This window comes from Streptococcus sanguinis (genome assembly GCF_050223295.1).
GTDB classification, from domain to species: domain Bacteria; phylum Bacillota; class Bacilli; order Lactobacillales; family Streptococcaceae; genus Streptococcus; species Streptococcus sanguinis_X.
The window spans coordinates 2,350,147-2,362,827 of record NZ_CP071424.1; the positions used below are offsets into that span (position 1 = coordinate 2,350,147).

Annotated in this window: 12 protein-coding genes; 3 read left to right on the top strand and 9 right to left on the bottom strand. The window is 43.0% G+C overall.

Features of this window, described 5'->3' with window-relative positions:
* Positions 1-19: 19 nt before the first annotated feature.
* From J1C77_RS11675 to mnmA, 8 genes are all read right to left on the bottom strand, one after another.
* Positions 20-772, bottom strand: a complete 753-nt coding sequence (locus J1C77_RS11675) for an ABC transporter permease (RefSeq protein ID WP_002928546.1) — start codon at positions 770-772, stop codon at positions 20-22.
* 302 nt (positions 773-1,074) lie between these two features.
* Positions 1,075-1,698: an HAD family hydrolase gene (locus J1C77_RS11680; protein WP_002922853.1), complete on the bottom strand. Its 624-nt coding sequence runs from the start codon at positions 1,696-1,698 to the stop codon at positions 1,075-1,077.
* A gap of 96 nt (positions 1,699-1,794) precedes the next feature.
* Positions 1,795-2,070: a Veg family protein gene (locus J1C77_RS11685; RefSeq protein ID WP_002894239.1), complete on the bottom strand. Its 276-nt coding sequence runs from the start codon at positions 2,068-2,070 to the stop codon at positions 1,795-1,797.
* A gap of 2 nt (positions 2,071-2,072) precedes the next feature.
* Positions 2,073-3,428 carry a replicative DNA helicase gene (gene dnaB / locus J1C77_RS11690; RefSeq protein ID WP_002894241.1) on the bottom strand — a complete coding sequence of 452 codons (1,356 nt, stop codon included), beginning with the start codon at positions 3,426-3,428 and terminating at the stop codon, positions 2,073-2,075.
* 26 nt (positions 3,429-3,454) lie between these two features.
* A complete protein-coding gene (gene rplI, locus J1C77_RS11695) occupies positions 3,455-3,907 on the bottom strand; it encodes a 50S ribosomal protein L9 (RefSeq protein ID WP_002894242.1) in 453 nt (150 codons plus the stop codon).
* Complete coding sequence (locus tag J1C77_RS11700) at positions 3,904-5,925, bottom strand: DHH family phosphoesterase (RefSeq protein WP_042763092.1); 2,022 nt, start codon at positions 5,923-5,925, stop codon at positions 3,904-3,906. Before J1C77_RS11700 ends, rplI begins: the two co-directional genes overlap by 4 nt.
* 157 nt (positions 5,926-6,082) lie before the next feature.
* Complete coding sequence (gene mnmG / locus J1C77_RS11705) at positions 6,083-7,990, bottom strand: tRNA uridine-5-carboxymethylaminomethyl(34) synthesis enzyme MnmG (RefSeq protein WP_032905420.1); 1,908 nt, start codon at positions 7,988-7,990, stop codon at positions 6,083-6,085.
* A 137-nt stretch (positions 7,991-8,127) separates the two neighbouring features.
* Positions 8,128-9,273, bottom strand: coding sequence for a tRNA 2-thiouridine(34) synthase MnmA (gene mnmA / locus J1C77_RS11710; RefSeq protein WP_268869324.1), 1,146 nt, complete (start codon positions 9,271-9,273; stop codon positions 8,128-8,130).
* 274 nt (positions 9,274-9,547) lie between these two features.
* Here mnmA and sdaAB point away from each other — a divergent pair, with 274 nt between their 5' ends.
* The 3 genes from sdaAB to J1C77_RS11725 are packed head-to-tail and all read left to right on the top strand — an operon-like array spanning position 9,548 to position 11,799.
* The gene (gene sdaAB, locus J1C77_RS11715) at positions 9,548-10,219 is read left to right on the top strand and encodes an L-serine ammonia-lyase, iron-sulfur-dependent subunit beta (protein ID WP_042763089.1); all 672 of its coding nucleotides are present in this window, start codon (positions 9,548-9,550) and stop codon (positions 10,217-10,219) included.
* A gap of 8 nt (positions 10,220-10,227) precedes the next feature.
* Positions 10,228-11,100, top strand: coding sequence for an L-serine ammonia-lyase, iron-sulfur-dependent, subunit alpha (gene sdaAA / locus J1C77_RS11720; protein ID WP_002905667.1), 873 nt, complete (start codon positions 10,228-10,230; stop codon positions 11,098-11,100).
* Positions 11,101-11,151: 51 nt separating this feature from the next.
* Positions 11,152-11,799, top strand: coding sequence for an HAD family hydrolase (locus J1C77_RS11725; RefSeq protein ID WP_002922844.1), 648 nt, complete (start codon positions 11,152-11,154; stop codon positions 11,797-11,799).
* A gap of 138 nt (positions 11,800-11,937) precedes the next feature.
* Here the strand turns inward: J1C77_RS11725 and J1C77_RS11730 are convergent, their stop codons facing one another.
* A complete protein-coding gene (locus J1C77_RS11730; protein WP_002894257.1) occupies positions 11,938-12,528 on the bottom strand; it encodes a LysM peptidoglycan-binding domain-containing protein in 591 nt (196 codons plus the stop codon).
* Positions 12,529-12,681 lie beyond the last annotated feature (153 nt).

Consider the following 12,681-nt stretch of genomic DNA (forward strand, 5'->3'; position numbering starts at 1 on the left):
AAATAGAAGAGCTGAGCTCCTATTTCCACTTGATGACATATTTTTCACTGACAGCCACAAGCTTCATCCCCAGAAGACTGATAACCGAAACCAATATGATAATGGCAAACATGGTGTCGTACTGGAAAAGTTTCTTGGACTGAATCATATAAACACCCAAGCCTTCAAAACCGCCCAGCCATTCAGAAACTACGGTCGTGATAAAGGCATAGGAAACACTGACACGCAAGCCCGCATAGAAATAGGGCAGACTAGCTGGAATCTTAAAATGCCAGAGAATCTGCCAGCGATTGGCCTGCATGAGCTCAAAGAGAGTCAAGGTGTCTCTGTCACAATGCCGAAAACCGTCCAGAATACTGACGATAATCGGAAAAGTCGTCGTCAGAATAATGAGAACAATCTTGGGCAAAATCCCATAACCCAGCCAGAGAACCAAGATTGGCGCCAAAGCAATGGTCGGAATCGTCTGCACCACGACCATCATGGGATAGATTAGATCATTGAGCCAGCTCATACTGTCCATGAGTATAGCTAGTATACAGGCCAAGATGACGCCCAAGACTAAACCCAGCAAGGCTACTTTTAAAGTCGCCCAGCTATGACTTGCTAGAAAGCCAGCATCTCTGATAAAGGCCTGACCAATTTCCAGAGGTGTCGGCAGGATAAACTTGGGCAAGAGCTTGAGCCAGCCCATGACCTGCCAGATGACAAGGACACCCAGCATACCTAAGAGACCGATTTGCTGCCGCATCAGCCTTTGTAATGCTTTCATTAGAACGATTTTCCTCCCTTCCTGTATTTTAGTACTGCAATTCTTCAAGATATCACCATCGATAAAGATGATAAAAGAAAAGGCCTTTTCCGTATATGGAAAAGGCGCACAAATACCACTATTTTCGGTATGATTCCTACGCTGGCATTACCCAGATCAGGTGCGGTCGAAGCTTACACTTCCTCTCAGACTGTACACAGACTCCCATATATAGGACTATGATAGCGCAATCATCAGCAAATGTCAAGGTTGGAGCTTGGACTCACTCCTTTTCAACGATAAGTAAAGCAAACGATCATCAATCAGTCAAACTTCCCTTTCGCAGCCAGCAAAGTCTCCATAGCCCTGATATTCTCTGTCTCGCTTGTGGATAAGATGGTTTCAAAGCCCAATTCAGCTGCCGTATCTAAGTTAGCCTGAATATCATCAATGAAGACGGATTCCACTGGATCCAGACCATATTTTTTCAACAGCTTGTGGTAAATCTCTACTTCTGGCTTGACGACACCGACCTCTGAGGAAAGGATATAGCCCGACAGCAGTGGGTAAATGGGCAACAAACCAGCTTTTTCAATATGATAAAAAATCTCACAAGTGGTTGACAAGATATAGATTCGATAACCTTGATCAGACCATAGCCGAATCCTTTCCTGTAAACCACTGTAAACATGCACAACCTCATACCAATGATAAAAGATATTCTTAACGGCAGAATGATAGGAAGCATCTAGCTGAGTCTGGACTCCCTCACAGGCATCTTTCAAACTCAGCTCCCCCTTGTCTGTCTGATGCCAGACACCTGACTCAAAAATGGCCTGCCTAAGAACCTGCCGCCGCTCTTTCTCAGGTTCAAAATATGTCAAGATTTTCTCAGAATTCCATTCAATTAAGACATTGCCCAAATCAAAAACCAAATTTTTAATCATGATGACCACCTGTTTTCTTTGCTTATCATCCTCTATATACGTCGATTTGACTGAGGAATTGCTTCAAATATAAGTAAAAAGGCCCACTGGACCTTTCTATTCATCAAAATAACGGATGAGGTTCTTTTCTGTCAAAATGTCAGAATAAGTATAAGACTCCACATAGGTATTGGAGATTTCCCCTGGCTGACCGCCTTCATTGGAATATTCCACGATAAACAAAGACGGATAGACTTCAATCAGACGGCCTTGCTTGCTTTTTTGGCGCTTACGACCGTTTTCCAGCGTCATCTCAACGATTTGTCCTTCATGCGCCTTGATATCTTCTTTGATTTTTTTCATTTTTGCCACATCTGTAAATGCATCACTCATCTTTATTCGTCCTCTCTTTTGGAAATACTTGAGAATTTATTATACTCTTTCTGGAAAATTAACTCTACTGTACCACGCGCTCCACTCCGGTTTTTCTCGATAATGACTTCAACCTTGTTGTTGGGAATGCCTTCTTCCTCCTCACCGGCTCGATCATAATAATCATCCCGGTAAAGGAAGGCAACGATATCCGCATCCTGCTCAATGGAACCTGATTCCCGAATATCAGACAGCACTGGTCGCTTATCCTGCCGCTGCTCCACGCCACGCGAGAGCTGACTCAACGCAATGACTGGTACCTTGAGCTCCTTCGCCAAGATTTTCAACTGTCGGGAAATTTCCGAAACCTCTTGCTGGCGGTTTTCACGACCCGTTCCTGTAATCAGCTGCAGATAGTCAATCAAGACCAGCCCTAGATTACCCGTTTCCTGTGCCAGTTTTCGAGCCCGCGAGCGAATCTCTGTAATCCGAATCCCTGGTGTATCATCAATATAGATACTAGCGTTAGCCAGATTAGCTGTCGCAATGGTATATTTTTGCCACTCTTCATCTGTCAGTTGCCCCGTACGAATGGAATGAGAATTAATCACCCCTTCTGAAGCCAGCATCCGGTCCACCAAGCTCTCCGCCCCCATTTCCAGAGAGAAAATGGCCACAGTCTTATCCAGCTTGGTTCCGATATTCTGAGCAATATTAAGGGCAAAGGCTGTCTTTCCGACCGCTGGCCGGGCCGCCAAAATGATTAATTCTTCCTCATGCAGACCAGTCGTCATCTTGTCCAACTCACGATAGCCAGTCGCAATTCCGGTGATATCTGATGTCTGCAGAGACCGAGCCTCCAGATTGCCAAAGTTAAGGTTCAGCACATCACGGATATTTTTAAAGCCACTGCGATTGGCCGTCTCACTGACATCAATCAGGGCTTTTTCAGCTCCGGCGATAATTTCCTCTGACAGCCGGTCACCATCGTAGGCTTGATTGATAGACTCTGTCAAACGCGAAATCAGCCGCCTTAGAATGGCCTTTTCTGCAACGATTTTAGCATAGTATTCAGCATTGGCAGAGGTTGGCACAGAATTGACCACTTCCACCAAGTAGCTGAGACCGCCGATATTCTGCAAGTCACCCTGACTGTCCAAAATATTGCGAACAGTCGTTGCATCAATGGCATCGCCGCGGTCAGCCAAGTCAATCATAGCCTTGAAAATCAAGCGATTGGCATACTTAAAGAAGTCAGCAGGTTCGATATACTCACGAACAAAGACCAGTTTGCTCTCATCAATGAAAATGGCTCCTAAGACGGACTGCTCCGCTAAAATATCCTGAGGCTGAGCTCGGAGTTCATCAATCTCTGCCATCGGTAAATCCTTCCTTCAAATCACTATTATCCTTCTTTAACCCGCAAACGAATCACCCCAGTTATATCCTGATAAATTTTCACTGGAACATCTATCAGACCAATGGAGCGAATCGGTGAGTCCACCTTAATATGGCGTTTGTCAATTTTGATACCAAACTGCTTCTGCAGCTCTTCTGCTATTTTCTTACTTGTAATAGAGCCAAAGGTACGGCCGTCCGGACCAACTTTTTCAGTAAATTCAACAAGAGTAGCTTCTTCTGCTAACTTAGCTTTAATAGCTTGAGCTTCTGCCACTAGTTCTGCGTGAGCTTTTTCTTCGGACTTTTGCTTGCCGCGCAGTTCACCGATAGCCTGTGCTGTTGCTTCCTTGGCTAAGTTTTTCTTAATCAGAAAATTTTGAGCATAGCCAGTCGGCATTTCCTTGATTTCGCCTTTTTTGCCCTTGCCTTTTACATCTGCTAAAAAAATTACTTTCATCCTTTTTTCTCCTCGTCTATTATTACTTCCTCTTTAATGACTTGGTCCATAATTTCTTGATTCAGCGACTGAAGAACCTCAGAAACTGTTTTACCTTCAATTTGAGCTGCTGCCAGATTGAAATGGCCGCCACCGCCCAGCTTTTCCATAATTCGCTGAACGTTGATCTTGCTGCGACTGCGAGCCGAAATAGACACATAGCCTTTGGTATTCTTACTCACGACAAAAGTAGCTTCGATTCCTGACATAGAGAGCATGGTATCAGCTGCCTTACTGATGACAACTGTATCATAAGTATTCTCCTCTGGACCAGCTGCTACAATGACATTAGGCAGTATCTTCTTGCCATTTAAAATCAGCTCATTAATCGCACGATATTCCTCAAAATTCGTAGCGGAAATGTCCTGAATCACAACACTGTCACTGCCTCGAGTCCGCAGATAGCTGGCCACATCAAAAGTCCGACTAGTGACTCGAGATGAAAATCCTTTGGTGTCAAGCATGATACCTGCCATGAGAATGCTGGCTTGCATCTTGCTGAGACGGTTCTTTTTAGAATTCTGGAACTGAATCAGCTCCGTTACCAACTCACTGGCACTGCTAGCCCCACTTTCGATATAGGCAATCACAGCATTTTCGGGAAAATCTTCATCACGACGATGGTGGTCGACTACGATAATCTGACTGAATTGATCAAAGAAATCCTTAGACAGAGTCAGAGATATCTTGGAGTGATCAACCATAATCAAGAGCGAACGATTGGTCACCATATTTACTGCTTCAGAAAGCGGAACCAGATAGTCAGCTCCTTCCTGCTTGAGCTTTGTAATGGACCGCTCAATGTCAGAAGCCATCTGAGACGGATCATAGACCACATAAGCTTTCTCAATGATATTACTAGCAAAGAGCTGCATACCAAGAGAAGACCCCAAGGCATCCATATCCAGATTTTTATGTCCGACTACAAACACCTGATCCACACTCTTAATCTTATCAGAGATTGCAGTCATCATAGCCCGAGTACGGGTACGCGTGCGCTTAACAGCTGACGCCGTTCCTCCACCAAAGAAGATTGGGTTCATGTTGTCATTATTTTCTTTGACGACAGCCTGGTCCCCGCCACGAACTTCAGCCAAGTTGAGGTTAAGCAGGGCAACCCGACCGATTTCATCATGATTGCCATCGCCATAAGAAAAGCCCATACTGAGTGTCAGCGACAGCTCTCGATTTTTAGCTTCCGTCCGGAATTGATCAATGATAGAAAATTTATTTTCCATCAGCTGTTCCAGCACTGTGTAATCGGTAAAAAGATAGAACCGATCCATGCCAACCCGACGGTAAAACATGTGAAACTGCTCAGAAAATTCTGCTACGAAGTTAGCCACAAAGCTATTGATATGACTGATATCCGTGTCTGAAACGACATCTTCCAAATCATCATAATTATCCACCGAGATAATCCCGATCACCGGGCGCGTTGTTACCAGACCAACGGTGGCTTCGTATTCATTGGATGCATCAAAAAAATAAAACACACTGGATGCACGGTCCAAGTAAACCGAATATTTCTTGTCTCCAACAGTAGCATAATGACCAGAATCTGAATAGGCAGCCTTCATGATATTCTTGAGCATATCAGCATCAAAATCACCATCTTCGGTTGTAAAAATCAGTTCTGCATAGGGATTAAACCACTCTACATCACCACTATCTTCACTGATTTTAATGACACCAACTGGCATCTTATCCAGCAAGGAAGCGAGGCTTCCTTCTGCTTGATGATTGACATAATGAATCTGCTCAATCTCATCTAGCTCGGATACTCTCTGTTGCTGGATAAAAAGCACAATCAAAAGAGCCAGCACAAGCATGAGAGCAGCTAGCATGGCCAAACTATCACCAAAAAGCCTCAGACAGATGGCTAAGATTATAAAGGAAATTAGACCCGCCATCGCCAAGTGAATTGGGGCAAAACGAAATTTTTTCATCATAGACCTCTTATTCCGCCATTTTACCATAAATCCTAGAAAAAAGCGAATTTCTCCCAATAAGTAAAGCATTTAAGAAGGGTAAAGGAAGCGAAAAATAGTCTTTCAAAGTTTACAATCTTGTCAACCCCTTGTAAATTTACACAAAAAGGCTGCTTCCCAAAGGAAACTCAGCCTTTTACAAGAGTTACTTCGCTTGATTTTTAGAAATGCTTCTGGACTTGCCTTCTAAGTAAACCATCAAAATAGAAATATCTGCTGGATTGACACCAGAAATACGACTTGCCTGACCAATCGTTTCTGGATTAATTTTCTTGAACTTTTGCCGCGCTTCTGTCGCAATCGAATCAATATCATCCCAGTCAATATTTGCTGGAATCCGCTTCTCTTCCATGCGCTTCATCTTTTCAACCTGATCAAGAGCTTTGGAAATATAGCCTTCGTACTTAATCTCTGTCTCAATCAGCTCGATAATCTTTTCATCAAGCTCCTCTGCCGCCGGACCAATGAACTGAACTACATCTTGGTAAGATACTTCCGGACGCCGCATAAATTCTTTGGCAGTCACTGCATCCGTCAGAGGCTTAAAGCCAAGCGCTTCTACCTTAGCGTTTGTTTCCTTAACAGGCTTTAGTTTGATAGATTCCAAACGCTTCATCTCGTTGTCAAATTGATTCTTTTTAATCTCGAAACGAGCCCAGCGCTCATCATCTACCAGACCAATTTCCCGTCCCATCTCTGTCAAACGCATGTCAGCATTGTCATGGCGGAGAATCAAACGGTATTCAGCTCGGCTGGTCAAAAGTCGATAGGGTTCTACGGTCCCCTTGGTCACCAAATCATCAATCATGACTCCAATGTAACCATCACTGCGCTTCAAGATCAACTCCGGCTTACCTTGGATTTTCAAGGCCGCATTAATCCCAGCGATAATCCCTTGACCTGCAGCTTCTTCATAACCAGATGTTCCATTGGTCTGCCCTGCTGTAAAGAGTCCTGAAATTTTCTTGGTTTCTAAGGTTGCCCGCAACTGGTGGGGCATAATCATATCGTACTCAATGGCATAGCCTGTCCGCATCATCTCAGCATTTTCTAAACCTTTGATAGAGTGAACCAAGTCCTTTTGTACATCTTCTGGCAGACTGGTTGACAGCCCCTGCACATAAACTTCTTCTGTATCACGACCCTCAGGTTCTAAGAAAAGCTGGTGGCGTTCCTTATCCGCAAAACGGACAATCTTATCCTCGATTGACGGGCAATAGCGAGGGCCCACACCCTTAACGATACCTGAAAACATAGGAGCCCGGTGCAGGTTATTTTGGATAATTTCGTGACTTTCTGCATTGGTATAAGTCAACCAGCAAGGCACTTGATCTTTCACATAGTCCTCATCACGAGACGTGTAAGAGAAATGATTGGCCTTTTCATCACCTGGCTGAATCTCGGTCACATCATAATTGATAGATGACGCCTTAACACGCGGAGGCGTTCCGGTTTTAAAACGACCAATTTCAAAACCTAGATCACGCAGATTATCAGCTAAAGGAATGGCTGCTAGACTGTGATTAGGGCCAGATGAATACTTGAGATCACCAATGATAATTTCTCCCCGTAAGGCTGTTCCAGTCGTAACAATGACGGCTTTAGCCGCATACTCCTGATGGGTCGCTGTCTTAACCCCAATGACCTTACCATCTTCTACTAAGATTTCATTAATCATGGTTTGCCGTAGAGTCAGATTTTCTTGATTTTCAACAGTCTTCCGCATTTCTTTGGAATAAAGTTCTTTATCCGCCTGCGCCCGAAGAGCTCGAACAGCAGGTCCTTTGCCTGTATTGAGCATTTTCATCTGGATATAGCTCTTGTCAATATTCTTGGCCATCTCTCCGCCCAAAGCATCTACTTCACGAACGACAATGCCTTTCGCAGAGCCTCCTATAGAGGGATTACAGGGCATAAAAGCCAGCATCTCAATATTGATGGTTGCCAAAAGAACCTTACAACCCATTCGACTAGCAGCAAGCGATGCCTCAACCCCAGCATGCCCTGCTCCAATCACGATAATATCATAACTTTCAGTAAAATTGTGTGACATTTCTTTTTCCTTCATTTTTTCACCAAAAAAGGCCAAGTCTCTAGAAGTGCAGGACAAAAAAGCCTGCAACATCCATGAGCTTTGACCATCATAGGTATTGCTTATCTTATTTTAGCAGATTGAGCTGAATTGTCAATCTAAATGTACTGCAAGACTTGACCATTCTTATAAGCTCTGTCAATCAAGCCTCCACCCAGGCACTCATCTCCATCATAGAAGACGACTGCTTGGCCTGGAGTAACAGCCCTTTGTGGTTTATCAAAGTTGACAACTGCCTTGTCACCCTTTACAGTAACTGTCACCTTGGAATCCGGCTGACGATAACGGAACTTAGCTGTACATTCCATAGTAAATTCTTCTGGCATTTCTTTTGTGAAATGAACCTGACTAGCGTCAAGGCTGGTTGACATCAAATTGTCATGGTAAAAGCCCTGACCGACATAAAGAATATTTTGGCTGAGATCTTTTCCAACCACAAACCAAGGCTCATTATCTCCCCCGTGCTGACCACCAATTCCAAGACCACCTCGCTGGCCAATAGTATAATACATCAAGCCAGCATGCTGGCCCATATCTCGGCCTTCCAAGGTCATCATGCGACCCGGCTGGGCTGGTAAATATTGACTCAGAAATTCTTTAAAATTCTTCTCACCAATGAAGCAAATACCTGTCGAGTCTTTTTTCTTAGCTGTAGCTAAACCAGCTCTTTCAGCAATTGCTCGAACTTCTGGTTTTTCTAAATGACCCAGAGGAAACATAGTCTTTTGCAGTTGTTCCTGTGATAGTTGGCTTAGGAAGTAAGTCTGATCCTTATTGTTGTCCTTGCCACGCAGCATGTGAACCAAGCCATCTTGGTCTCTCTTCACCTGAGCATAGTGACCCGTTGCAACGTAATCTGCACCCAGTGTCAAGGCATAGTCAAGAAAGGCTTTAAATTTGATTTCCTTGTTACACATGACATCTGGATTTGGAGTCCTACCAGCTCGGTATTCCGCCAAGAAGTATTCAAAAACGCGATCCCAGTACTCTTTCTCAAAGTTGACAGAGTAGTAAGGAATGCCAATCTGATCTGCAACAGCAGCTACATCCTTGTAGTCTTCTGTGGCTGTGCAGACACCAAATTCATCTGTGTCGTCCCAGTTTTTCATGAAGATGCCAATTACATCGTAACCTTGCTCTTTCAAGAGCAAGGCAGTTACTGATGAATCAACACCTCCGCTCATACCAACAACGACACGAATCTTAGAGTTATCACTCATTGTGTTCTCCAATCTTTTCGTTATTTCACGATTGAAGGTCGTGCTGTGCTTTCAACGATTGAAGGTCGCTTGAGCAAGCCCTATTATAGCATGAAAGGACTAGGAAAACAAATCAGAAATTCAGCTAGAATTATCAACTGTAAAGAATATTTACAACGTTGTAAAGTTATTGATTTTCTCGTTTACTTTCTTCTCTAACAAACTTTTATAATATCCACTTTTAATTCATTCAAAAAATCAGCAGAAAGCCCTTAACTTTGTTATAATGAAAATAATAAATAAGCTGCAAGGAGAAATCATGACTTCACTAAGATTTCAATCTGTTTTTGATATTATCGGACCTGTGATGATAGGTCCATCAAGCAGCCATACGGCAGGTGCCGTCCGTATTGGAAAAATTGTCTCCTCTATTTTTAACGATGAGCCAACAGAGGTAGAGTTCCAGCTCTTTAACTCTTTCGCCAAAACTTACCGAGGTCACGGAACTGACTTGGCTCTTGTAGCAGGGATTTTAGGTATGGATACAGATGATCCAGAGATTCCTAACAGCCTTGAAATTGCCTATAAACGCGGTATCAAGATTGTCTGGACCATTCAAAAAGATAGCAATGCACCTCACCCAAATACGACAAAGATTACAGTCAAAAATGACCATAAAACGATCAGTGTGACTGGAGTCTCTATCGGTGGAGGCAACATTCAAGTAACAGAGTTGAATGGCTTTTCAGTATCTCTGAGCATGAATACTCCGACCATCATTATTGTCCACCAGGATGTCCCTGGTATGATTGCCCATGTCACCGAAGCTCTGTCACGCTACAATATCAATATAGCTCAGATGAATGTCACCCGTGAGAAGGCTGGAGAAAAAGCGATTATGATTATTGAAGTTGACAGCCGTAGCTGTGAAGAAGCTATTGAAGAAATCCGTAATATTCCTCATCTGCACAATGTGAATTTCTTTAAATAGGAGAAAATATGTTTTATTCCATCAAAGAATTGGTAGAGCAAGCTGACTTGGATTACCAAGGAAATGTTGCTGAATTGATGATTGCTACCGAGTATGAATTAACTGGTCGTGAAAGAGATGAAGTCCTGCGACTGATGCATCGCAATCTGGAAGTCATGAAAGCCTCTGTCCTTCTTGGACTTGATGAGAGCAAGTCTCGCAGTGGATTGACTGGCGGTGACGCAGCAAAACTTGACCACTATATCCAGTCAGGAAAGGCTTTATCAGACCACACTGTGCTGACTGCTGCAAAAAATGCTATTGCTGTCAATGAGCATAATGCTAAAATGGGCTTGGTTTGTGCTACACCAACAGCCGGTAGCGCTGGCTGTCTGCCTGCTGTCCTTACATCAGCCATTGAAAAATTAGGCCTATCAGAAGAAGAGCAGCTAAACTTTCTATTAGCTGCAGGCGCTTTTGGCCTAGTCATTGCTAATAACGCCTCAATTTCGGGAGCTGAAGGTGGCTGTCAAGCTGAGGTCGGCTCCGCTTCAGCTATGAGTGCAGCTGCTTTAGTTCTGGCTGCTGGAGGCTCACCTTTTCAAGCTAGTCAAGCTATTTGTTTTGTCATCAAAAACATGCTGGGTTTGATTTGTGATCCAGTAGCTGGTCTAGTGGAAGTGCCTTGTGTCAAGCGAAATGCTATGGGAGCCAGTTACGCCTTTATTGCAGCTGATATGGCTCTTGCGGGAATCGAATCTAAAATTCCTGTTGACGAAGTCATTGACGCCATGTATCAAGTCGGGTCAAGCCTGCCTACTGCTTTCAGAGAAACAGCTGAAGGCGGTCTAGCTACAACACCTACAGGCCGCAAACTTTCAAAAGAAATCTTTGGAGAATAACCTTGACAAATTTGTCAAGTAGATTTACTAGATAGTAAACAAGGAGACAAGATGAGCCATTTGAAATATATCTTCTTTGATTTGGATGGAACCCTAGTTGACAGTTCAAAGGGCATCCAAAAATCCTTTGAATACAGTTTTAAACAACTTGGAAAAGAGTGTCCTGAAGAAAGTATTATAAAAAGTTTTATGGGGCCGCCTCTGGAAGTAAGCTTCGCCACCGTTCTTGAAGAAAGCCAAGTCCCAGAAGCGATTAACTATTATCGCAGCTTCTATAAGGAAAAAGGCATCTGGGGCGTCCGCCTCTATGAGGGGATACCTGAATTGCTGACACAGTTAAAAGAAGCTGGCTATCAGATTTATGTAACAACGAGTAAAAATCAACCCACAGCACAAGATCTATTAGCAAATCTAGCTATCTCTGAGCAATTTGATGATATTTTTGGCTCACTGCCAGATTCATTTCACAAAGCAGATGTTCTGCGCCGAGCTCTGCAAACACTAGATGCAAATCCAGAAGAAACCATAATTATAGGTGATACAAAGTTTGATATAATTGGCGGTAAAGAAGTAGGAATCTCAACTCTAGGAGTTCTTTGGGGCTTTGGCAGCCAAAGAGAGTTACTAGAAAATGGAGCAGATTTGCTGGCTAATTCTCCCAAGCATATTTTAAAAATATTGAACGAACACTTTTTATAACTTTACACATTTGTCAATCTAGATAAGATTGTTACCTTTAAATCTTTATCTACACTATCATTTTCTGCTTATAAATTGTCAACTTTATGTAATGTAAACTAAAAAACCACAGAAATCTGTGGTTTTTTAGTTTCTATCTTAATAGCCCCAAGCTGAAAGCCCTTGAGCACTGTAGGCACTATATGCTGATTGGATTTGATCATCAACAGTAGCAGTTGAGCCCCAACCTGGCATTGTTTGGAAAAGACCACTAGCACCTGAAGGGTTGTAAGCATCTACTTGACCATTTGATTCACGGGCAATGATAGCTTCCCAAGTTGATGCAGGAACACCTGTCATTTCTGCCATACGTGATGCTGCATAAGAACCAGTTGCACCAGCGGTATTACCATTGCTAAGTACAAGGCCCCCTGAAGTTGCTGCTGAATTAGCTGTTGCTGCAGGTGCTGCATAATTATTTACGGGAGTTGCAGTTGCTGCTACGCTTGTTTCAGACGTTTTGGCACTATTTCCAAGTTCCAAGATTTGACCAACACGGATATGATTTGGATCTGCAATCTTGTTTAACTCTACTAATTTCTCAAGAGTTGTATTTTTTTCGTTAGCAATAGCTGATAAAGTATCACCGGCTTCAACTGTATAGGTCTCAGCATTTGCAATACCTGAAACCAAGAAAGCCGCTGCAGCGACTGCACCTGTTAAAGTCCATTTTGCTGTTTTTTTGTTCATTAAAATGTAATTCTCCTTTCGGTGATAATACTATCTTACACATAAAATATTACCAAAAAGTTACATTACCAAGTCAAACGTTACAAGAACATTTAGTTTAGACGTTAAAAACAGACTTTTACAGCTTTTTTGCCAAATATTTTCTTTGACCAA

What these genes read in the sequence shown, in the direction of transcription:
- J1C77_RS11700 (WP_042763092.1), bottom strand. Translation starts at nt 5,925, where the DNA reads ATGGTAAAATGGCGGAATAAGAGGTCTATGATGAAAAAATTTCGTTTT.
- rplI (WP_002894242.1), bottom strand. Translation starts at nt 3,907, where the DNA reads ATGAAAGTAATTTTTTTAGCAGATGTAAAAGGCAAGGGCAAAAAAGGC.
- J1C77_RS11675 (WP_002928546.1), bottom strand. Translation starts at nt 772, where the DNA reads ATGAAAGCATTACAAAGGCTGATGCGGCAGCAAATCGGTCTCTTAGGT.
- dnaB (WP_002894241.1), bottom strand. Translation starts at nt 3,428, where the DNA reads ATGGCAGAGATTGATGAACTCCGAGCTCAGCCTCAGGATATTTTAGCG.
- J1C77_RS11725 (WP_002922844.1), top strand. Translation starts at nt 11,152, where the DNA reads ATGAGCCATTTGAAATATATCTTCTTTGATTTGGATGGAACCCTAGTT.
- J1C77_RS11680 (WP_002922853.1), bottom strand. Translation starts at nt 1,698, where the DNA reads ATGATTAAAAATTTGGTTTTTGATTTGGGCAATGTCTTAATTGAATGG.
- sdaAB (WP_042763089.1), top strand. Translation starts at nt 9,548, where the DNA reads ATGACTTCACTAAGATTTCAATCTGTTTTTGATATTATCGGACCTGTG.
- J1C77_RS11730 (WP_002894257.1), bottom strand. Translation starts at nt 12,528, where the DNA reads ATGAACAAAAAAACAGCAAAATGGACTTTAACAGGTGCAGTCGCTGCA.
- mnmG (WP_032905420.1), bottom strand. Translation starts at nt 7,990, where the DNA reads ATGTCACACAATTTTACTGAAAGTTATGATATTATCGTGATTGGAGCA.
- J1C77_RS11685 (WP_002894239.1), bottom strand. Translation starts at nt 2,070, where the DNA reads ATGAGTGATGCATTTACAGATGTGGCAAAAATGAAAAAAATCAAAGAA.
- sdaAA (WP_002905667.1), top strand. Translation starts at nt 10,228, where the DNA reads ATGTTTTATTCCATCAAAGAATTGGTAGAGCAAGCTGACTTGGATTAC.